Origin of the sequence: Moorella thermoacetica, assembly GCF_001267405.1 — a bacterium.
Lineage (GTDB): Bacteria > Bacillota > DSM-521 > Neomoorellales > Neomoorellaceae > Neomoorella > Neomoorella thermoacetica.
In genome coordinates, this window is record NZ_CP012369.1 from 1,522,005 (window position 1) to 1,542,523 (window position 20,519).

The following is a 20,519-nucleotide window of genomic DNA, read 5'->3' on the forward strand; positions in this document are numbered from 1 at the left end:
TTCCCTCCTTCCAGGCAAAACATTATAATTCAAAGGGGATCCAATAAGAGGTCTGCTCGACTTTACCTGTCTTGGCGATCTCCTTTAGTTTCTGGAACATGCGGTAGAACTCATCGTGGGTGACGACTTCGCCGCCTAGGCCGGCTACAAAGCCTACGGTCTTTACTTTGTCGCCGTAGTCATAGAGGGCGGCCCGCAGTTCGGACAGGAGGACGCCGCCGCTGCAGGAAATGCCGAAGTTGGCCGAAACATCGAGGACACCAATAGCCTTGAATTTAGAAAGTCGCTCTTTAATTTGTTCCGTCGGGAAGGGCCGGAAGGTACGTAGCCGCGCTACTCCTACCTTTTCACCAAGGTTGCGCAGGCGCCGGGCTACCGCTTTAGCCGTCTCCATGTGGGCGCCCTGGCCGAAGATTATAACCTCGGCATCGTCAGTCAGGTATTCATCAAGGTAGGGATCGTACTTGCGGCCGAAAATCCGGGCGAATTCGTCACAGGCCTCTTCTAGAACCTTGTGCACGCCTTTAACGGCCTGGTAACGCTGGTATTGGAGGGGAGGTCCCATGGCCGGCTCAATTTGAGGGCCGATAATCTGGAGCTTCCTGGGATCGAGGACATGGTGATTCTTGTAAGGCGGCAGGAACTCTTTCACCTGGGCCTCGTCGGGAATATCCACCGGGCCTAGGATATGGCTGACGAAGTACCCGTCCAGGTAGGCATACTGGGGCAACAAGACCCGCTGGTCTTCACCTACCCGGTAGTAAATCAAGGTGTTATCCAGGGCTTCCTGGGGAGTGGAGGCCCAACCCTGGATCCAGCCCTGGTCCCGGCAACACTCGGCATCGGTATGTTCCTCACCAAAGTCACCGGGCGGGTCCAGGGTCCGGTCGGCAATGGCCATCTGTACCGGTAAACGTTCACCAGAGATAGGTGAATAGACTTCTATGGCATAGGTTACGCCGACACCGGAACTACCGGTGAATACCCGTGCTCCGGCAGCCGAAGCGCCGTAAACGACACTCAACTGGGCGTGTTCACCTTCGCCATGGACAAATTCGGCATCCAACTCGCCGTCGGCAACCATCCGTGCCAGCTCGGACATGATACCGGTATAAGGCCGGATGGGATAGGAACAGATAACGTCGACATCGGCTAACCGCACACCATGTGCTACCGCCACACATCCAGAGATATTCCTTACTTTACCCATGTTTTTCACCTCCTGGCTAAATTAATCTTTGAAGTCAAGTTCCGGTACATTAGTCAGGGCGCCGCTGGGGCAGACCGCCGTACAGAGGCCGCAGCCCTTGCAGTACTTCATATTAAATACCGGTCCTTCTTCGGTCCTGGTGATGCAGGAATCGGGGCAGTAGATCCAGCAGGTATAACATTCGGTACAGGCTTCCCGGTCGATAATGGGCCTTTGGATGCGCCAGTTGCCGGTTACCATGCCCTCATTCTCCGTTACCGGTGAGGGAACCGTCCCGGCAAAGGGCATTTGCCTCAACAATTCAGTCGCTGATACGGCCGCTTCCTCAACTGCTTCATGGGGCGGCAGCTGGCGCACCTGGGCTTCCGCATAGCCCCGGCGCATGGCGGCGGGATTCTTGACCACAGCGGCGAGGTTTTCAACATCAACTATACCTGTAGCCTTGACAACAGCACCCGCAATGGGAGCCGCTATGCCGGCGCCAATACCCGTAGCGTCAGTAGCGCCTTCAGCGCCAGACAAAGTCATGACAGCCTCGGCCATACTGTTGGCATCCACCGTTACGATTTGGGCCAGATTGCCGGTATCACCCAGGAACTCAAGGATAGTATCTATGGAACGTTTGGTATTTACAACCAGGGTACTACCCGGACGGATGCCCTTCAGTATGGGCACTCCTTTGATCAGGGATTCTTCAACTAAAACAACAATGTCGGGAGTCTCATTCTCGTAAATGTATTTGCTTTCAATGGGATCGCTGCTGATGCGGGCATAGGCCCTTACCGGGACGTAGATCCGGTCGGGGAGGTCAACATAGTTCTCCCAGGCCTAAACATATTTACCCTCTTTGGCAGCCGCTTCTGTCAGGGCCACCACGATATCACGGGCGTCCTTGTTCATGACAACGCCCCGGGCCCACACAGTAATCTGCTTGAGATTGGGTTCAGCAAAGAGATCTTTGGTGGACAATTAGCCTTCCTCCTTTCTTACCAGCCAGGATTGCCATCTGCGCGGCTCCCACTCTTCGGAAGCCTCCGGGCCACCGCTGCTAGCAGGGCCCGCTGTTGCTGTGGGACAGTCACTTTAACCTGCGTGCTGCCACAATTTCTAATCCGCCTGCGGTCGCCTCACCTCCCCACCTGTGATATTGCTCCGGGGACAACATTATTCCAGACGGGGCGCAGGGTATGGTTCTCCGCCCCGGTCCGTGCCTGTTGTTTTTCGGCCTGGATCTCGGCCAGGGCCTGTTCCAGGTGACACGTTTTAATGTAAGCTCCGGCACCTTTATGGTTAATCACTTCAGATACGGCCAGCAGGGCCGCTCGCTTGCACAGGGCTTCAATCTCCGACCCCACCAGCCCTTCAGCCGCACCGGCCAGACTATCCAGGTTAATGCCCGGGTCAACCGGCCGGTTGCGCAGGTAAATCTGGAAAATCTCTTTCCTGGCTGCCTGGTCCGGATACGGGAACTCCAGAATCTGGTCAAAGCGACCGGGCCGCAGGACGGCCGGGTCAATCATATCAATACGGTTGGTAGCTCCCAGGACGATTACCTCCCGCAATTCTTCCAGGCCATCTAACTCCATCAGGAACTGGGATACCAGGCGGCTGCCAATGCTACTACCTTCGCCAGCTTTGCGGGCCGGTACCAGGGCGTCCAGTTCGTCAAAAAACAGCAGGCAGGGAGAGGCCTGGCGGGCCTTGCGAAAAACCTCATGTAGGGTTTTCTCCGCCTCTCCCCACCAGTGGGAAAAGAGGAGGGAACTGTTAACCGGTATGAAATTAATCCCGCTCTCCCGGGCCAGGGCTTTAGCTACCAGGGTCTTACCTGTCCCGGGGGGACCGGAGAGCAGAATGCCCTTGGGAGTTTGCAGGCCAAACTGTTGGAAAAGTTCTGGATAGCGTAGGGGCCACTCGACCATAGCCTGCAGTCGTTCTTTAATCTTCTCCAGGCCACCGATATCCTCCCAGGTTGCCGTAGGAATCTCCATGGCGAACTCCCTGGTGGCCGAAGGCTCGACCTCCGTCAGGGCATCGAGAAAGTCTCGCATAGTAACCTGGAGTTGCAGGTCTTCCGTACGCTCGTTGCCCAGCTGGAAGCTTTTAAGGGCCCGTCGCAGGGCATACATGCCGGCTTCCCGGCAGAGGGCGGCCAAATCAGCACTGACAAAGCCGTGGGTGATGGCTGCCAGGCGATCCAGGGAAACGTCCTCCGCCAGGGACATGCCCCGGGTATGGATCTGCAGGATCTCCCGCCGGCCCCTTTGATCCGGGACGTTGATGGCTATCTCCCGGTCAAAACGGCCCGGGCGGCGCAGGGCCGGATCGACAAGGTCGGGTATATTAGTGGCCGCTATCACAATTACGTTGCCGCGGGATTCCAGCCCGTCCATCAAGGCCAGCAACTGGGCGACAACACGTTTTTCCACGTCGCCGTGAACGTCGGCCCGGCGCGGAGCCAGGGCGTCAATCTCATCCAGGAAGATAATACTCGGTGCCTTCCTGCGGGCCTCATCAAAAACCTGGCGCAGGCGGGCCTCGCTTTCACCGTAGTATTTATGCATTATCTCCGGGCCGTTGACGTGGATAAAGTGGGCTTCCGTTTCCGAGGCTACGGCCCGGGCAATAAGGGTTTTACCCGTTCCGGGTGCCCCGTGCATCAAGATGCCCTTGGGAGCCTCTACTCCCAACCTTTGAAAGAGTTGTGGGTATTTTAAGGGCAATTCGATAATTTCCCTGACCCGTTGGACTTCCCTGGCCAGACCGCCGATATCCTCATAGGTGACCCGCTGGCCCCGGCCTTCGGTGGCTTCCCCGCCTTTAAAGCGTACAGCTGTATCACGAGTGATTACCACCGCTCCCCGGGGTGCAGCCCCTTCAACGGTAAAGGCCTCATCACCACCGCTAAACTGAGGGATGGTTACCTGATCACCCGGTACCACCGCCCGGCCGATGAGGTGCTTCTTTAAATGTACAATCTCATGCTCGCCGCCGAGGGTCCAGCCGGGCAGGACCGGCGCCAAAACCACCGTCCTGGCTGTTTCCCATTCCACGGGAGATAGAGTAACTCCTTCGCCGATGCCGACTTGGGCATTCTGGCGCTGGAGGCCGTCCATCTGGATGTTGCCCGGGGGACAACCGTCTTGAAAAGCCGGCATTATCCTGGCTACCGTAGTCCGCTTGCCGGTAATAGCAACGACGTCGTTGGGTTTTAAACCCAATTCATCCATAACCGGGGTCAGTACCCGTACTATACCTTTACGGGCATCCTCAACCATTCCCTCGCACACGCGGAGTTTTACACCCAAATCCCCAGGCATCAGGTACAACCCCTCTCATTAGCAAAGCCAGGTATACGGTATACCATATCCGTAGATTAAAAAAACGATTTTTTCTAATACTCTTTAGCCCATCTTAGCATAGCAACTTTAATATCTTCCTCGCTCTAGCACCTTGTTTTTATTTTGCTCCACAAACGGATTTTTGGTATACCTTGTTAACTTGTTATAAATTGTTCGACGTATCTATCAAAATTCCTGCTGGTTGGACGCAACTTTTTCGTTAAATGTTGGTATTTTTTTGATCCCTTAATGCCACCTGGACAAAATAGGCATGGCGGGAATTTTCAATATGTTGCCGGGCTAGCTTCTCGGCTTTTTCGCCATCTCCACGCGCCAGGGCCTCAACGAGTTCCCGGTGCTCCCTGGTTGCCGCCCGTACCCGGCCGGGTACACTGTACCCCACCCTGGTAAAACCGACAATATAATCCGCCAGATTATTGATCATCTGGTGCAGGCGCGGGCTCTCGGCTGCCGTCCATACTGTTTCATTAAACTCCTGGTGCAATTCCTGTAACCGTTCCTCGTTCTCTTCCTCGCAGGCCTGTTCCATCGCCCTGACAATCTCGTTTAACCTGAGCAACTGGACGGGGTTGATATGCTCTGCCGCCAGGCGGGCGGCCAGGCCCTCCAGAACGGCCCGAATGCTGTAGACTTCAAAGGCTTCCCGGGTAGACATCCGGGCGACCACCACCCCCCGCCGGGGATGGTGCTCAACCAGACCTTCCAGTTCCAGCTTGCGAATGGCCTCGCGCACCGGTGTCCGGCTGACACCCAGCTGCCTGGCTATTTTGCGCTCCACCAGGCGCGTACCGGGCTCCAAGCGACCCGTGAGGATGGCTTCCCGCAAGGCCTGGTAGGCTTCCTGGCGCACCGGTTGATAGCTATCCAGGTTGATAGGTTCAAGCAGGCTTTCCATAGTATGATCCCTCCCGCGTCTATTGCTGTAAAGAAAGCCGTCGCCCGGGTAACATGGGATACCTTAACATAAAATTAGCACATTTTTAACCAAATTACAAGGGGTGAAATGCCTGCAACCTACTTTTCGCTATAACTGTTTGACACAATTCCCGCCTGTTGTTACAATAAATCTGTAAAGTAAAAATAAAGAAAGGAAAAAACCTCGATGCCCATCTACGAATTTCGTTGCCTCCACTGCGGTAAGCTTTTCGAAAAACGATTTACCACTATGGACGAAAAGGTTGAACTTAGTTGCCCGGAATGTCAATCCCCCTCCCTGGAACGGGTCATCAGTAAGGTTAACTTTATCGCCCATGGGAGTAAAAGTGAGGCAAAGCCAAAACTCATCAGCAAGTCCTGCAGTCCGGGGAGTAACTGCATGACCCTGGACATTCCAGGCCCGGATGAATAAAAAAAGGAGCCGAAAGCAATTCCCCATGGAAAATGAAAAAAAATTAAGGGAACACCACCCCATAAAACAAACTCCAGTCAGGGAACCGGTCAGTAAACCCCTTTGCCCTTTCTGCGGCTTGCCCATTGCTAAACCGCGGGAACTGGCGACCCACCGCCCGGGGGAGATGCCCGTCGGTTCCTGTTCCTGCGGTGCTGTTTATGCCTGCGACGTCACCGGCCATAACCTGGGGGCCGCCTTTATTGAAGCCCTGGTTTTCGGTTGTAACCAGGATTGGGACCTGGCCTGGGGATTGTTACCGGAAGAAGATTACCTGGAAAGACTGGTGGAACATTACGATTATGATAGCCACCTCATTGTTCCGGAGGGAGTTTATGAGGGCCGCAGGGTGACCGGGGCCCTCTATTTTGTACGGTTGCAAGCAGATATCCGGGAAGTAACCGGGCCTGGAGTGCAGAGGAAATTAAGGGAGGCCGCTACCCCTGGGGCAGATAGGCCAGGCTACTGCCACCCTGCCGGTGCCAGGAAATATAGTAAAAAAGAGATTACCCAACTGGTAAAGGGATATCACCTTGAAACTCTGGTGGATATAGCCCGGCAGGACAGGCGGGTCCTCGGCGATCTCCAGCGCCTCCTCTGCTCGGGTGACGCCCTCCTACGCCTGCAGGCGGCAGACATTCTCGGCCGGGCTGCTGCCGTCTATGCTACCGGCGCGCCGGAGATCATTGCCAATCTACTCCAGCGCCTCCTGGCCTCCGTCTCCGATCCCGGTGCCGCCAGCTGGGGCGCCGTTGATGCCATGGGCGAAATTATCGCCAACGCTCCAGCTACCTTTGCCGGGTACATCCCTCAGCTCTATCCCTTCCTGGAAGATAAAATCCTCCGGCCCAGGGTACTGCGGGCCTTAGGCAGGATCGCCGGGGTTAAACCGGGGCTTTTACAGCGGGCAGCCCTGCATTTTTTAACCTTCCTCAGGGACCCCGACCCGGAAACCAGGGGTTATGCCGCCTGGCTCCTGGGCATCCTGAGAACGGAGGCCGCCCGGGAGGATCTAAAAGGGCTTCTCGATGATCGGCAGGTCGTCGCCGTCTATCATAACGGCGCCATTGATGAAAAGACGGTGGGGGAACTGGCCGCCGCAGCCCTGGACCGGCTGGCGGGAGCTTAAGCCTGGCGATAGGGTTCCAGTTCCTTGAGAAATTCCGGGTGGGGGGTAAAACCCAGTTCCCTGGCCCGATCCACATGTTCAATGGCCCTGGCATAATCGCCCTTTAAATAATAAGCATAAGCCAGGTTATTATGCCCCAGGGCAAAATCCGGGGCTATCTCCAGGAGCTTCCGGCCGGTGGCAACGGCCCTCTCTATGTCGCCCTTCTGGAGATAGACGTTTGCTAAATTATTCCAGGCCTGAACTATCCGGGGGTTTAATTCAATGGCCTTCTCCAGGGCGGCGATGGCTTCCTCGGATTTTCCCATCTGGGCGTAGGCAAAACCCAGATTGGCGTAGCCCCGGGCATAGCGGGGTTCAATGGCAACGGCCTGTTTATTGGCCTCGACTACCTTCTCCAGCTCCCCCAGCTGGAAGTAGATATATCCCAGGTTGACATAAGCTTCAAACATACGGCCGCCATTGGCGATGGCTTCTTCAAAGGCAGCGATGGCCTCGGGATATTTCCCCTGCTGCATATAGAAAACCCCCAGGTTATACTGGGCGCTGGCGCAACCCGGATTTCCCGCCAGTATTTTTCTTTGTTCGGCAATAAAATCCTCAAAGTCCTGCGGTTTCAGCATTCCAACCACCCTTCTGTTCAGGGCTGAAGATAAAGGGAGGCCGCCTCGCTATAGTTGGCTGCCTCCCTGTTGTTCATACCGGCTTTTTACGGTTAAAAGGGACCGGCTTACTCGTCTTCAGTTATCCCCCGGCCCTTCAAACCGTACATGGTTGTGCTGCCGGTGGAGAAATAGATGAGTTTCTCTTCATTGACCAGCTCGGTCGCGGCTTTCTTAATCTCCCGTGCCTTGGCATCGGGTATTTTGGCCTGGACAGCCTTCTCCAGATCTTTGAAGTAAAACTTGCTCTTCTTGCTGTTGGCGGCAAAATCCAGGATTGCTGCTTTGATATCTTCCATCATAATTGTTACCCCCTTATCTCAGGCAGGTCTAGTCGTCGATACCCCCTGCCGCCCTGGAAACTTCCCAGGCTTTTCCGGTGAATTTAAACTGGGTGCTGGTCCGGTAGGTATCATAGGCCAGGCGGTAATCATCAATGAGGTGCTCGGTAAAGGGCAAATCACACAGCTCGAAGAACTTCTCCCAGCCGATTCTCTCCGCCCAGTCACCAATGCGCTCGTACTTGCGGGCATTGGCGGCATAGACTTCGATGATCTTCTTAACTGTGGCCACCACTTCCGGGAAGCGGGGGAAGTTGTTGGGCAACCAGGGAACAATGACCTTGGAGAACTTGGGCTCGCTGATCCGGTTGGAGATCTTGCCGCCGGCCAGGATGGTCACGCCGTCGCCCTCCTTGTCGGCCAGAGGCAGGGCCGGGCACATGGTATAGCAATTGCCGCAGAACATGCACCGATCTTCTTTGATCTTCACCGACTTCCGGCCGTCTTCCGTCTTGGCCGGCGAGATGGCACCCACGGGACAGGCGGCAATGGCCAGGGGTATTTCACAAATGGAATCAATATTATCGTCTACAATCGGCGGTTTCCTGTGGATGCCCAGGAGGGCAATATCCGAGCAGTGAACGGCGCCGCACATATTCAGGCAGCAGGCCATGGAAATCCGGACGTGGGCCGGCAGGGTCATGCCGGTGAAGTAGTCCATGAGTTCATCCATGACTGCCTTGACCATGGAGGAAGCGTCGGTTGCCGGGGTATGGCAATGGATATAGCCCTGGGTATGAACGATGTTGGTAACCCCGGCGCCGGTGCCGCCGATGGGAAATTTGTAGCTCCCGGAGATGTATTTCCGGCTCAGGAGGTCTTTCTTCAACTCCTGGACTTTTTCATAACTTGTTACCATGAATTCAATATTATTCCGGGTGGTAAAGCGCACATAACCATCGCAGTATTTATCGGCAATGTCGCAGATCTCCCGGATATTTTCCGCCGTCATAAGTCGTGAGCCGCCGCAACGCACGGTAAAGACCTTGTCCCCGGTCTCGGAGACATGGACCATGATACCGGGTTCCAGGATGTCATGATAAGCCCACTTGCCGTAGTTTTTCTGGATAACCGGTGGGAAGAAATCCCAAAAGTGCCTGGGACCGATATCCGTAATCCTGTTTTCCGTCGGTTTCTCCGGGTTGTATTTACCCAGTCTCCCTTGTGATAATGCCATATATATAACCCCCTATCTCTTGTGCCGCTGCCGGTATTCGTTGATATCGCGTTTCCAGCCGCCGGGTACGTCTTCTTCCTTCCAGAAGATATAAGGATTGGTCCGGGGATGGCGAACCATTTGGGGTGCGGCCGGTACGCCGATAACCTCCAGGAACTTGGGTAAACCCTTGCGCTGGATCAGTTCGCCCAGGCGCTCACGGTTTTTGCCCTCTTCCATCCACCAATCCCAGACCTTTTCAACCAGCTCTTTAATATTATCGTAGGGCGCTTCGGCCTTCATGAAGGGTATTGTTAATACCGCCAGCTGGGCGCCCTCCAGGATGGGTGCCTTGGCCCCGAAGAGGACGCTGACGCCGGTATCCCTTCCCGGTTTCAGGGCTCGCGGCATGACGTTGATGCAGTGCATGCAGCGGTTGCATTCTTTATTATTGATTTTCAGCTGGCCGTCTTCCAGGGCCATACAGCCAGTCGGGCAGAGATCAATAACCTCTTTCTGGATATCAAATTTGCCCCAATCGCGGCCCTTATGGGCGCCCCCGTTGGGTTCAATATCGCCGGCCATGTAGGCCCGTACAGCCTCCTGGTCAATGCGGATATCGTCCCGCCAGGTGCCAATGAGGGACATGTCAGAACGGGCAATGGAAGCTACGCAACCGTTGGGGCAACCGTCGACCTTAATCTTAAACTTGTAGGGGAAGGCCGGGCGGTGCAGCTCATCCTGGTAGTGGGTGGTTATCTCATAACATAAATCCTGGGTGTCGATGCAGGCAAACTCGCACCTGGCCTTGCCGATGCAGCAGGAAGGTGTCCGCAGGTTGGAACCGGACCCGCCAAGGTCCTGATCCAGCTCGTGGGTCAGATCATAAAAGATAGGTTCCAGCTGTTCGGTAGAGGTTCCCAGGAGAATGATGTCCCCGGTGGAGCCATGCAGATTGAACATACCGCTGCCGCGGTACTCCCACAGGTCGGCCAGGGCCCGCAAGAAATCAGTCTTATAGAACTTGCTGGCCGGTTGGTTGACCCGCAGGGTATGGAATTGGGCCACCGAAGGGAATTTTTCGGGAACGTCCGAGTACCGGCCGATGACGCCGCCGCCGTAACCGAAGACGCCGACGATACCGCCGTGCTTCCAGTGGGTTTCTCCGTCGTCAAAGGATAATTGCAGCTGTCCGAGTAAATCGTCAACTACGTCCTTGTCGATCATAAGCCGGTCATCGGCGAGCTTCTTGCGATGCAGGGCTTCCCGCTTGGCATCGGCGACAAAGCTGGGCCACGGTCCCTTTTCCAGTTCGTCCAGGTCGGGAATGTCGTGTTTGAGCTTAAAGTTTTTTAGTTCTTCTTCCGAGTAGTTATGCAATTCTTCGTCGGTATAAATGCGCAATTCGTCGTACTTTAAGTCCTTCTGCGGCCGCTTGGGCTTAAACTCCATTAGCAATACCCCCTTGATATGTTGAGTATAAGGCCAACCCCAAAATCAACTTTAATGTACAGCCGCCCCTTCGCCTCCTTTACCAGGGGATGGGTTATTGCAAAGCCTCTGGTTGCCAGGGCACTGGAAACCTAGCAGGGTAATTTACGTTAAGTTTATATTTGTGAAAGCTCTTTTTAGAACTCAGGTTAAACTTAACACCTCCTTCTCCCTGGTGTCAAGTCGTTTTTTATATACAGTGAAAATGTTATTATAAATCTCGAACGATCCGTGATATACCTATTCTTTCTCTAACGGCAAACCGGCGAGCTTCATCTTGTCCCGGAACTCATCCTCGTATTCGGCATAGGTGTGGACCGGGACCGGATAATTCCACGGGTTGATGTGCCGGTAAGCCCGGCTGTTATTGGCCAGGTTGCGGGTCGGGCTGAGAAAGACGCCGCCCATATGCATAAGCTTGCTGAAGGGGAAATAGGCCCCCAGGACACTGGCTAGGAAGAGGTGGATATAAAACAGCAACCCCGCCCCTGCCGGCACGCTGGGTTTCAAAGTAACTAACCCCATGGTCAGTTCCTTCACCGCAGTAACGTCCACCCGGTAAAAGTAGCGCATTAATATCCCCGAAAATGCCAGGCCGAAGATTAACATGAGAGGGAAATAGTCGGCCGGCAGGGAGATATAACGTACCTGGGGGATAAAAACCCGCCGTAGGAAGAGATAGGTAACGGCTACCAGGATACCGATATCCGTCAAGTAGAGGGCCCGGACACCTACCCGTAAAAAACCATCCAGACTCTCCAGGAAGGGTACGAAACCGGGAACCGGTTCGGTGAAAAACCGCAGGTGCCTAAAAAAAATGATGAAAAAGGACCAGTGAAAAACCAGGGCCGCCAGCCAGAGCCATTTTTCCCAGTGGTAGGTGAGTTTGGGCCCTTCGTGCAGCTCAAACTTGGTATTGCGGAAAAGGGAACGGAAGAAAAGGATTTCCAGGGCCATCCTGCCGACAACGCCTGCCGCAGTGGCCGGGTTATCGAAGGTGCTGGCTTTAATCCAGGGCAGGGATTTCTGCTGCCCGGCCGTTGTCGGAATATGAAAGGGTACCGGCACCCGGGCCCACTTGATGACGCGATAAATGATCCCCAATAAAAAAGTAGCAATGGCCAGGTAGGGGACTACCACCCCGAAGAGAAAATACAGGTGGAAAACCCCTGCACCCAGGATAACGATAAAAAGGAGCGCGGCAATAACTAGCAAAGAAATGGTAATGCCCATTTACCGATCCCTCGTTTTGTGTAATGCTCCCGATGATATCGGTTGCCCTTAAAGCAAATCTTCTTTAACCGCAATAGCAATTTTATAAAGAAAAGTCAGGATGAGGGCCCCGACGGCCCAGATACCCAGGGTGATCAACATCTCCAGGGGAGTAGGGCTGTATTCCGTCACCCGGTTGAAGGCGTTGGGAATAAAGCCGCCGATTACCAAACCAATACCCTTTTCCAACCACATGGAGATAAATACCGCGCCGCAGGCGGCTATCAGGGTAGCCTCCCTGTTCCGGGTGCGGGGATTGATTAGCAAAACAAGGGCTATTACAGCCAGGACGGCAAACAGCCACATCAAAGGAACTAATTTAGCATGGCCATCCAGGCCGGCAAAGAGATAGATAAGGCTATCCATACCATGGGCCGGAACCTGGCTATAAAAGGCAGTGAAGAATTCCAGGCCCACAAAGAAGACGCTGATAATGGTGGCATAGGTAACGATGGCTGCCAGCTTGTCGATAGCCTCACGGCCGGGGTCAAACTTGCTGACCTTCCTGATAATGAAGCACAGGACAATCAGCAGGGCCGGACCCGAGGCAAAGGCCGAGGCCAGGAAGCGGGCGGCCATAATGGCTGTCAGCCAGTAATGGCGCCCCGGCAGGCCGGCGTAAAGAAAAGCCGTAACCGTATGGATGCTGATGGCCCAGGGGATGGATATATAGATCAAAATCTTAACCCATTTTGGCGGGGCTACCGTCTTATATTCCGCTTCCAGCATGGTCCAGCCGATGACAATATTGAGAAGGAGGTAACCAGTTAACACAACCATATCCCAGAAGAGGATGGAGTTGGGGGTCGGGTAGAGGATCATGTTCAGCAGGCGCATGGGTTTCCCAAGGTCGACGAAAACAAAGAGTAAGCACATGATGATGGCGGCCACCGCCAGGAACTCCCCCAGGATAGTAATACGCCCAAAGGCTTTGACATTATGAAGATAGTAGGGCAGCACCAGCATTACTGCCGAAGCGGCCACCCCTACCAGGAAGGTTAGCTGGCCAATATACAGGCCCCAGGAAACGTCCCGGCTCATACCGGTAACTGTCAGGCCCCGGTTGAACTGGACCAGGTAACAGGCGAACCCTATGCCGGCCAGGACTAGCAGGAATACTACCCAGCTCCAGTACCTTTTGCTGCCGTTAAAAGCCCTGGCAATCATTTCTCCCCCTCCCTCGCAAATGACTAGACTATATAGTAAATACTGGGATGGGTGCCCAGTTCGGGTTTACGCTGGATGGTATACCGGTTTTTCAGAAGCTGTCTTGCCTCCGAACTGGGATCTTCCAGATCGCCAAAGGTTATGGCCTTTGCCGGGCAGACCTCGACGCAGGCCGGCGGCAACCCGGTATCAATCCGCTCGACACAGAGGGTACACTTTTCGACTACGCCCTTTTCCCGGGTGGGATAGGCAGGATTCAATTCCTTAATATAGGGCCTGGGGTCCCGGAAATTGAAACTCCTGGCCCCGTATGGGCAGGCGGCCATACAATAACGGCAACCGATACAGCGATGATAATCAATCATAACAATACCATCCTGGCGTTTAAAGGTTGCCCTGGTGGGGCAGACCCGCACGCATGGCGGTTTGTCACAGTGGTTGCAGAGAACTATAAAGGGGTTATTCTTGATGTCCTCTGCCATCAACTCGTGTTGCTGGTCGGGGAAGGCATCCCCGTAGGGTTCCGTCCAGATCCACTTTATCTCTTCTTTCTTGTTACCGATATCAGGAATGTTGTGCTCCCGCCTGCAGGTATCGAAACACCTGCGGCAACCTGCCTGATATCGGGGCCAGCACTTCTGCATATCGATGACCAGGCCCCACCTTTTACCGGCCATGGCCTTCGGATTAACCAGGTGTTCCGGATTGTTGGCCGCGAACCCCTTAACCGCCGGCAGGATGGCGAGCCCCAGGGCCCAGGCGCCACCCAGTTTTAAGAAGTTCCTCCTGCTAGTTTCCATTACTTATTCTCCTTTGGCTCGATATGACAGGACCAGCAGTCCGGCTCTACCCCGGCATAAGTATGGCACTGGTCACAAAACTCGGCCTTATTGCTATGACACTGGAAACAGGTATTTTCCAGGCTCATGGTATACTGTTTCCCATCGCTGGCGACATAGATCTCCTTGCCGTCCCTGACCACCTGGGTCCGCCAATCATTCAACAACTGCATATGGTAAGCGCGCATATACTGGGTAGCCTCGATACACTGCTTTGCGGGTAACTGGCGGATAGCTGGGGTATCCAGGTTTGGTGCCGGCGCCGGGGCGGCCCGGCCGGCATTGGACCAAAAGGGGAAGGTCATCAAACCCACAAAGATCACCAGGCCGGTTATGATATAACGGGCATCACGATACATCGCCATCTACCGCCCCTTCTTTGCCGGGCAAGGGTTCACCCCGCAGGTTAGTCGTTCTCTCTTTTTCACCCTTCATTACCAGGGCATTGCCCACCAGCTCATGGACGCCGGTGACTCCAACCCCGGGTACCCAGTACTCCATCAAGGCCGGGAAGACGGCCCGGTCCACGGCACAGATGCAGGCCAGCATATTAACGCCGTATTTTTCGTGAACATACTTTACTGCATTGGCCCGGGGCAGGCCGCCCCGCATCCGCATCTCCATATATTCATCAGCGTTAAGGCCGGCACCGCTGCCACAGCAAAAAGTCTTTTCCCTGATGGTGTTCTCGGGCATCTCGAAGAAATTATTGCAGACATGCTTGATGATGTAACGCGGTTCCTCAAAAAGCCCCATGGATCGCGCCGGGTTGCAGGAGTCATGGAAGGTAACCCGCAGGTTATCGTTGCGGCTGGGGTCCAGTTTTAGCTTATTGTGCTTGATCAAGTCCGCCGTAAATTCGGTGATATGGACCATCTTGGTTGATTTGGCGTTCTCAAACCTCGTGCCGGTGATGGGGGAAACGGGCACTTCCAGGAAATCGGCCGGGCCGTTCATGGTATCCATATACTGGTTAATGACCCGCCACATGTGGCCGCACTCGCCCCCAAGGATCCACTTCACCCCCAGGCGTTTGGCCTCGGCGTACATCTTGGCGTTGAGCCTCTTCATCATTTCGTGGGAGGTGAACATACCAAAGTTGCCGCCCTCGGAAGCGTAGGTACTCCAGGTGTAATCCAGGCCGATCTCGTGGAAGAGCATAAGATAGCCCATGAGGGTGTAGGTCCCGGGGTCAGCGAAAACGTCGCCGGAAGGGGCGATAAAGAGCACCTCCGCCCCCTTGCGGTTGAAGGTAGGTTCCACCCTGATGCCGGTTATGTTTTCGATTTCGTCGACACAGAACTCCACCATATCCTTGAAGGCGTGGGGTTCGATGCCGACGTGGTTCCCGGTGCGGTAGCAGTTGGCCACCGGAGAAGCAATCCAGTCGATATTGCACCCGACCAGGTTGAGGAGTTCCCGGCCGATCATGGTGATTTCCGCCGTATCAATGCCGTAGGGGCAGAAGAGGGAGCAGCGGCGGCACTCGGTGCACTGAAAAAAGTAGTAGAACCATTCCTTCAGGACATCGACCGTTAAATCCCTGGCGCCGACGAGTCTTCCCAGGAGCTTACCGGCGGTAGTAAAGTCGCGACGGTATACCGAGCGCAGGAGCTCGGCCCGCAGGACAGGCATATTCTTGGGATCGCCGGTGCCGATGAAGAAATGGCATTTATCGGCACAGGCGCCACAGCGGACGCAGATATCCATGAAAACCTGCAGCGAGCGGAAGCGTCCCAGGCGTTCCCGCAGACCTTCCAGGATAATCTCCTGCCAGTTTTCCGGTAGTTTCCAATCCTCGTCTTCCGGCGACCATTCCCTGGGATTGGGCAGGCCGACGACTTCCAGGCTCTTGGGTTTAGCGGCGTATAGGTAGTTGCCCCGCCGGAATTGCACCGGAGTATCCATCCACCCCGTCCGGGGAGGCCGGTAATTTATCTTTACTAATTCCTCAGGTTTAGGAATAGCTGCCATTTTCACACCTTCTCAAGGAGATTGGCTTTTTGCAGTAATCTGGCGATCCGGTTTTTTACTTCTTGAACCCGGATCTCATAAAGCTTCTCCCGGCAGGCCATATAGATGTCAAAGGCGGCTAGGGCCAGCCGGTCAACCCGGGAGGCAAAGAGGCGTATCTCTTCCGGGTGGATTCCGGCCGCCCTGATTTCGCCTGCCAGCTCCTCGCCGATGATTTTCTTTATGTGCAAAATACCGCCGATAGCCCGGGAAGGGGGAAAATCCTGGACCGCCTGAATACGGAGCAGGCTGTCCAGGTACCTCGAGGCACTGCCGGCTTCTCCTCCCTCCAGGAGGATATCAAACAAGCCCGTAACGGCCTCCTGGATGGTATGGCCCACCGGATTAGCAAACTGGTCCTTTTCCCGCAGTAAAAAGCGGGCCGTTTCCGGGGGATACTCCTCCGCCAGGAGCTGAAACCACCTGTTTACCACGGCGGTCTTTTTATTCGCCAAAAACTCCTCCAATTTCACGCCGACCACGCCTTTTTAACTTTTAAAAAATCTTTCCGGGGTAGTCATGTTGTTTACTCCTATGTACTATGTATGCCATTAGCCCCTTTTTCACAAATAGAGTCATAACCTTTCGTCGCCGTAGGTACATTTTTGGTATTTATAAATTTAGTTCGCTATTTATCTCAAAAATCCTGCTGCCGGCATAATTTTTTTTCTCAAACTAAACTCTCAAATTTGCGGGCCGCGGTCAGGACCTTATCAATATATGCCCGGGTCTCCCGGTAAGGAGGTACACCGCGGTAGTGCTCGACGGCTCCGGGACCGGCATTATACGCCGCCAGGGCCATACGGATATCTCCCTGGAAGCGGTCCAGCATTTGTTTCAGGTAACGGGCGCCGCCGTCCAGATTGGCCGCCGGGTCAAAGGGGTCATTTACCCCCAGGGCCCTGGCTGTAGCCGGCATGAGTTGCATGAGGCCTATGGCCCCGGCCGGAGAAACGGCCCGGGGATTAAAGCCGGATTCCGCCGTGACTACTCCTTTGAGAAGCGACGCTGGTAAACCGTACCTGGCAGCCACTTCGCTGATTAAAGTCTCAAGGCTCGTATTAGAAGGTGCGGGAGCTCCGGTTCTATCCACCTGAGACCCGTCCGCCAGGCGACCGGCAGCAGTAGTTGGCCCGGCGGGGGTTAGGCCCCGGTCAGGTTCCATTTGGGCCAGGAGAGCCAGGAGAAAAATGGTATTGAAGCTTTGCTTGCTCTCGTTAGCCAAGCTGGCAGAAGTTGCCTGCATTTTCGCCCAGGCAGCTATTACCGGTGCCAGGGTTTCGATATTCATAACACTTTCTCCCCTTTCTTCAGTTTATTATATCATAATCGCCATCTCTACGGCTGTTTGAACTAGTATCCGGTCATAAAAAAGCAGGCCTTAAAGCCTGTTACCGGACTGTGATATTGTCACCCTGTAAGCAGACTGAAAATGTCATTACTGAAATGCTAAATCTTTTAGTCCTGAGTTTTTCTGGGGGAACTAGGTAGGGTTAATGTAATATTAAAAGCAAATATAATATAAAGATCGTTTGAGGTATAAGGAGGAGCCATGGAAAGCATGATGTTAAACATTGCTTAATTGCCAAGGCTATACCAAAATGGCATAGGGGTAAAAAGTATCCTACAAATTTAAAAGATATATCTGGCGAACCAGTTAAAAACCATGCAAATCCAAGGCTAACTATCCCTCCAGAAAAGGCAAATAAGTGATGGCGACGAATAATCCCAAGTAATGATAATAGTAGCGACCCTAAAATACTTGGCCAACCTATCAGAACTGAAAAAACAGGCACTTCATCCATACCCCTTTTTATTCTTTATATTTTATTGTCTAATATGGTAAGCCATAATATAGCTGAACGCGGTGCGGGCCAAGACTTTGATAGGAAAAGGTAGGTTTTATCCCACCTTTTCGTTGTTAAGTAACCTCTTTGATATTACCGAAATTTGTATATATAAGCCAACGAACTTTAAGGATTACAAACATCTTGCATTTCTTTTAGGTATTTCAAAGCCTCTTCTTTAGTTGAGGTTATCAATTCGTTATTAACAACCTTTAATTCAGCGTTTTTTGCTAGATCATATTTATATTGTGTCCAGTCTTTTTGCTTCCTCGATAACCTGGGGTACCAGGACTTATCACTGCTATTGCCGTCCAAGCTCTGAGCCAAAATGGGCAACCCATCTCTATTTACGGTCAAGCCGATGAGAAATTGTTTGAGGTTGGGGCGATGATCTTTGCTAAAACCGAAGGTGATGTCTAAATCTCTTTCGCCCTCATAGGCGCCATGCACGGATATAGAGGTGGTATCCACATGGATGCCTTCAATGGGCACGTTGTGGGTGGCGGCGGCAGTTAAAGCAATGCTGGAGAACAACTTCTTCAGCTGGCCGCTGGTGAAGAGTTTATCCAGGGCCCGGCCCAGGGCATCATCGTTTAAATCTTCAGGCCGGACCTGTTGCTCAGCTCCAAACAAAACCTCCAGGTCCTGGTTCTCATAAAAGCGCTCCACATGATAGAGGGCCTCCCGGTCTACCAGAAGATTAATGATCAGCGCCTTAACCCGATTTCCCGGGGAAAGATGGCACTGGGCCGGGTCCCATTCGACTACGGCATCAATGATTTCTGCTATCTTCAGGACGTCACATAACCTGGCGATTCGACACGTAGTTTGAAATTCCTGGTTAGAAGTTTCCCTCTACTTTTATTTCTTCCTGTACCCTGTAAAACTCCTATAAAATTATTTTGGGGTTGCTCACAGGGTGCGGAAGATGGGGTATATAGTGGCAGTAACAGCTCTGCCATGGCTTCGGCTTCCTCGAGGGCGTGTGTCTCACTAGCATTGCATAGCGAAAATATTAACTTGTCAAGGGCGTAAGGCAGGTTCTGACTGGCGAAGCCCGTTATTTCAACGACGTACATATGCCACCTATAGAACGTTTATGAAGCTTTTTGATTAGTCTGACCCTCCCCCGATTTGTAGGACACAGAGTTAAGAGTGTATAATCAGAGCAAGGAGGCGTTGTGTCCATGGGGGATTCCAGACGAAAATATGATGAAGAATTCAAGCGAAATGCCGTCGAACTATGCCGCACCAGCGGCAAAACTACCAGCCAGATTGCCCGGGACCTGGGGATCAACAGTAGCATTCTCAACAGGTGGCGAAGAGAGCAGGTAAAGTATGGAGAACGCGCCTTTCCCGGTATAGGAAAGCAGATGCGCGGTACCGATCTTGAAGAGGAAAACCGCCGCCTGAAAAAAGAGCTGGCGATAGCCCAGGAGGAACGGGATATCTTAAAAAAAGCTGTGGCCATCTTCTCCAAAATGCCGAAATGAAGTATCGGTTTATCCGGGAGCACACGGGAACTTTCCGTGTCGAGACGATGTGCCGAGTTTTAAAGGTGTCCCGGACAGGATATTACCGCTGGCTAAAAAGGCCTGTAAGCCAACGCCGGAGCCAGGATGAAATTATCAAAGAAAAGATTTTGAATATCTACAACAAGAGCCGTAAAACGTATGGCAGTCCCCGTATACAAAAGCAGCTGGGCAGGGAGGGTATCCACTGCAGCAAAAAGAGGGTCGAACGACTGATGCGAGAAGCGGGGGTCCAGGCCATCCAAAAACGCAAATTCAAGGTTACCACCGACTCCAGGCACAATCTGCCGGTGGCCGAAAATATCTTAAACAGGGAGTTTACCGCCAGCAGCCCTAATAAGAGATGGGTAACGGATATAACGTATATCCCTACCGAAGAAGGCTGGCTGTACCTGGCGGCGGTCATGGACCTCTATTCTAAAAGGATTGCAGGTTATTCAATCCAGAAATATCTAACCCGGGAACTGGTGATTGAGGCCCTGCAGAAGGCCGTCACCAACCGTCGTCCCGGCCGTGGATTGGTCATCCATTCCGACCGCGGCAGCCAGTATGCGAGCTCCGATTATCAGCAACTGCTGCGGCAATATGGTTTTATCTGTTCCATGAGCCGCAAGGGAGATTGTTGGGACAACTCCCTATGGAAAGTTTCTTCAAAACATTGAAGAGGGAACTCGTATATCATCGCCGTTTTAAAACCCGGGCAGAAGTCAAGTTGGAAATCTTTGAGTACATCGAGGTTTTTTATAACCGGTTCAGGTTACATTCAGCTCTCGGGTATGAGACACCGGAAGAATTCGAGAAAAACTATGAGAACCTCATAAAAGTGGCTTAAGTTGGTGTCCTATTTATCGGGGGAAGTCCAGTCCCTGCATCCGACCCGATGAATATTTAGTCCCTTTTATCACCTGAATGATTCCCCGGTTTTGATTTCCTACCTAGGAAAAATCCTATAACAAATCCTACCAAGACATTTAAAAAGGCAAAACCTATAATCTGCCACGTACTAGGGTAACCAATTAAACCGTAAACTTTTGCTGGCATTAAATTCACTCCTTTTCAGTTATCAAGTGGACAAATCTCTCTTGATACTATAATTAAGACTATACCATTT

19 protein-coding genes and 2 pseudogenes are annotated in these 20,519 nt (G+C 53.2%); 3 read left to right on the top strand and 18 right to left on the bottom strand.

Features of this window, described 5'->3' with window-relative positions:
• Window positions 1–22 precede the first annotated feature (22 nt).
• The 5 genes and pseudogenes from MOTHE_RS07705 to MOTHE_RS07725 form a co-directional block, all read right to left on the bottom strand.
• Entirely contained in the window at window positions 23–1,210 is a 1,188-nt protein-coding gene (locus MOTHE_RS07705) for an oxalate oxidoreductase subunit alpha (protein WP_053094874.1), read from the bottom strand.
• Window positions 1,211–1,231: 21 nt separating this feature from the next.
• Window positions 1,232–2,026: pseudogene (locus MOTHE_RS13900) on the bottom strand (oxalate oxidoreductase subunit delta); the annotation flags it as partial.
• A gap of 12 nt (window positions 2,027–2,038) precedes the next feature.
• On the bottom strand, window positions 2,039–2,179 hold the full coding sequence (locus MOTHE_RS13695; RefSeq protein WP_201776951.1) for a hypothetical protein: 141 nt from the start codon (window positions 2,177–2,179) through the stop codon (window positions 2,039–2,041).
• Between the two features lie 158 nt (window positions 2,180–2,337).
• Window positions 2,338–4,530 carry a CDC48 family AAA ATPase gene (locus tag MOTHE_RS07720; protein ID WP_053094875.1) on the bottom strand — a complete coding sequence of 731 codons (2,193 nt, stop codon included), beginning with the start codon at window positions 4,528–4,530 and terminating at the stop codon, window positions 2,338–2,340.
• A 241-nt stretch (window positions 4,531–4,771) separates the two neighbouring features.
• On the bottom strand, window positions 4,772–5,467 hold the full coding sequence (locus MOTHE_RS07725) for a GntR family transcriptional regulator (protein WP_011393101.1): 696 nt from the start codon (window positions 5,465–5,467) through the stop codon (window positions 4,772–4,774).
• Window positions 5,468–5,674: 207 nt separating this feature from the next.
• On the opposite strand from MOTHE_RS07725, the gene MOTHE_RS07730 reads away from it, so the two are divergent.
• A complete protein-coding gene (locus MOTHE_RS07730) occupies window positions 5,675–5,920 on the top strand; it encodes an FmdB family zinc ribbon protein (RefSeq protein ID WP_011393102.1) in 246 nt (81 codons plus the stop codon).
• A gap of 25 nt (window positions 5,921–5,945) precedes the next feature.
• Complete coding sequence (locus MOTHE_RS07735) at window positions 5,946–7,088, top strand: DVU0298 family protein (protein ID WP_162490065.1); 1,143 nt, start codon at window positions 5,946–5,948, stop codon at window positions 7,086–7,088.
• On the opposite strand, the gene MOTHE_RS07740 is transcribed toward MOTHE_RS07735, so the two are convergent.
• The 12 genes from MOTHE_RS07740 to MOTHE_RS07795 form a co-directional block, all read right to left on the bottom strand.
• On the bottom strand, window positions 7,085–7,711 hold the full coding sequence (locus MOTHE_RS07740) for a tetratricopeptide repeat protein (protein ID WP_011393104.1): 627 nt from the start codon (window positions 7,709–7,711) through the stop codon (window positions 7,085–7,087). The genes MOTHE_RS07735 and MOTHE_RS07740 overlap by 4 nt on opposite strands.
• Window positions 7,712–7,818: 107 nt before the next feature.
• The gene (locus MOTHE_RS07745) at window positions 7,819–8,049 is read right to left on the bottom strand and encodes a dissimilatory sulfite reductase D family protein (protein WP_025772944.1); all 231 of its coding nucleotides are present in this window, start codon (window positions 8,047–8,049) and stop codon (window positions 7,819–7,821) included.
• A 31-nt stretch (window positions 8,050–8,080) separates the two neighbouring features.
• Window positions 8,081–9,268, bottom strand: coding sequence for a dissimilatory-type sulfite reductase subunit beta (gene dsrB / locus MOTHE_RS07750; protein ID WP_011393106.1), 1,188 nt, complete (start codon window positions 9,266–9,268; stop codon window positions 8,081–8,083).
• A gap of 12 nt (window positions 9,269–9,280) precedes the next feature.
• Window positions 9,281–10,699, bottom strand: coding sequence for a dissimilatory-type sulfite reductase subunit alpha (dsrA, locus tag MOTHE_RS07755; protein ID WP_011393107.1), 1,419 nt, complete (start codon window positions 10,697–10,699; stop codon window positions 9,281–9,283).
• 279 nt (window positions 10,700–10,978) lie between these two features.
• Window positions 10,979–11,971, bottom strand: a complete 993-nt coding sequence (gene dsrM / locus MOTHE_RS07760) for a sulfate reduction electron transfer complex DsrMKJOP subunit DsrM (RefSeq protein ID WP_011393108.1) — start codon at window positions 11,969–11,971, stop codon at window positions 10,979–10,981.
• Window positions 11,972–12,019: 48 nt separating this feature from the next.
• Entirely contained in the window at window positions 12,020–13,177 is a 1,158-nt protein-coding gene (gene dsrP, locus MOTHE_RS07765; protein ID WP_053094876.1) for a sulfate reduction electron transfer complex DsrMKJOP subunit DsrP, read from the bottom strand.
• 23 nt (window positions 13,178–13,200) lie between these two features.
• The gene (dsrO, locus tag MOTHE_RS13905; protein ID WP_011393110.1) at window positions 13,201–13,977 is read right to left on the bottom strand and encodes a sulfate reduction electron transfer complex DsrMKJOP subunit DsrO; all 777 of its coding nucleotides are present in this window, start codon (window positions 13,975–13,977) and stop codon (window positions 13,201–13,203) included.
• The gene (gene dsrJ, locus MOTHE_RS07775) at window positions 13,977–14,375 is read right to left on the bottom strand and encodes a sulfate reduction electron transfer complex DsrMKJOP subunit DsrJ (RefSeq protein ID WP_025772948.1); all 399 of its coding nucleotides are present in this window, start codon (window positions 14,373–14,375) and stop codon (window positions 13,977–13,979) included. The genes dsrO and dsrJ overlap by 1 nt, the downstream gene beginning before the upstream one ends.
• Entirely contained in the window at window positions 14,365–15,990 is a 1,626-nt protein-coding gene (gene dsrK, locus MOTHE_RS07780; RefSeq protein WP_011393112.1) for a sulfate reduction electron transfer complex DsrMKJOP subunit DsrK, read from the bottom strand. The genes dsrJ and dsrK overlap by 11 nt, the downstream gene beginning before the upstream one ends.
• A gap of 2 nt (window positions 15,991–15,992) precedes the next feature.
• On the bottom strand, window positions 15,993–16,484 hold the full coding sequence (locus tag MOTHE_RS07785; protein ID WP_011393113.1) for an RsbRD N-terminal domain-containing protein: 492 nt from the start codon (window positions 16,482–16,484) through the stop codon (window positions 15,993–15,995).
• Between the two features lie 215 nt (window positions 16,485–16,699).
• The gene (locus MOTHE_RS07790) at window positions 16,700–17,320 is read right to left on the bottom strand and encodes a lytic transglycosylase domain-containing protein (RefSeq protein ID WP_053094877.1); all 621 of its coding nucleotides are present in this window, start codon (window positions 17,318–17,320) and stop codon (window positions 16,700–16,702) included.
• Window positions 17,321–18,002: 682 nt separating this feature from the next.
• Entirely contained in the window at window positions 18,003–18,692 is a 690-nt protein-coding gene (locus tag MOTHE_RS07795) for an IS1634 family transposase (RefSeq protein ID WP_081354232.1), read from the bottom strand.
• Window positions 18,693–19,063: 371 nt separating this feature from the next.
• On the opposite strand from MOTHE_RS07795, the pseudogene MOTHE_RS07805 reads away from it, so the two are divergent.
• Window positions 19,064–20,240 (top strand): annotated as a pseudogene (locus tag MOTHE_RS07805) (IS3 family transposase).
• 56 nt (window positions 20,241–20,296) lie between these two features.
• Here MOTHE_RS07805 and MOTHE_RS13305 read toward each other — a convergent pair.
• On the bottom strand, window positions 20,297–20,449 hold the full coding sequence (locus MOTHE_RS13305; protein ID WP_158499107.1) for a hypothetical protein: 153 nt from the start codon (window positions 20,447–20,449) through the stop codon (window positions 20,297–20,299).
• Window positions 20,450–20,519 lie beyond the last annotated feature (70 nt).

Bases quoted from the DNA above. Each gene is read 5' to 3' on its own strand.
- MOTHE_RS07730 (WP_011393102.1), top strand. From the start codon at position 5,675: ATGCCCATCTACGAATTTCGTTGCCTCCACTGCGGTAAGCTTTTCGAA.
- MOTHE_RS07745 (WP_025772944.1), bottom strand. From the start codon at position 8,049: ATGGAAGATATCAAAGCAGCAATCCTGGATTTTGCCGCCAACAGCAAG.
- dsrP (WP_053094876.1), bottom strand. From the start codon at position 13,177: ATGATTGCCAGGGCTTTTAACGGCAGCAAAAGGTACTGGAGCTGGGTA.
- dsrK (WP_011393112.1), bottom strand. From the start codon at position 15,990: ATGGCAGCTATTCCTAAACCTGAGGAATTAGTAAAGATAAATTACCGG.
- dsrM (WP_011393108.1), bottom strand. From the start codon at position 11,971: ATGGGCATTACCATTTCTTTGCTAGTTATTGCCGCGCTCCTTTTTATC.
- dsrA (WP_011393107.1), bottom strand. From the start codon at position 10,699: ATGGAGTTTAAGCCCAAGCGGCCGCAGAAGGACTTAAAGTACGACGAA.
- MOTHE_RS07705 (WP_053094874.1), bottom strand. From the start codon at position 1,210: ATGGGTAAAGTAAGGAATATCTCTGGATGTGTGGCGGTAGCACATGGT.
- MOTHE_RS07790 (WP_053094877.1), bottom strand. From the start codon at position 17,320: ATGAATATCGAAACCCTGGCACCGGTAATAGCTGCCTGGGCGAAAATG.
- MOTHE_RS07735 (WP_162490065.1), top strand. From the start codon at position 5,946: ATGGAAAATGAAAAAAAATTAAGGGAACACCACCCCATAAAACAAACT.
- MOTHE_RS07740 (WP_011393104.1), bottom strand. From the start codon at position 7,711: ATGCTGAAACCGCAGGACTTTGAGGATTTTATTGCCGAACAAAGAAAA.
- MOTHE_RS13305 (WP_158499107.1), bottom strand. From the start codon at position 20,449: ATGCCAGCAAAAGTTTACGGTTTAATTGGTTACCCTAGTACGTGGCAG.
- MOTHE_RS07720 (WP_053094875.1), bottom strand. From the start codon at position 4,530: ATGCCTGGGGATTTGGGTGTAAAACTCCGCGTGTGCGAGGGAATGGTT.
- dsrJ (WP_025772948.1), bottom strand. From the start codon at position 14,375: ATGTATCGTGATGCCCGTTATATCATAACCGGCCTGGTGATCTTTGTG.
- dsrO (WP_011393110.1), bottom strand. From the start codon at position 13,977: ATGGAAACTAGCAGGAGGAACTTCTTAAAACTGGGTGGCGCCTGGGCC.
- dsrB (WP_011393106.1), bottom strand. From the start codon at position 9,268: ATGGCATTATCACAAGGGAGACTGGGTAAATACAACCCGGAGAAACCG.
- MOTHE_RS07725 (WP_011393101.1), bottom strand. From the start codon at position 5,467: ATGGAAAGCCTGCTTGAACCTATCAACCTGGATAGCTATCAACCGGTG.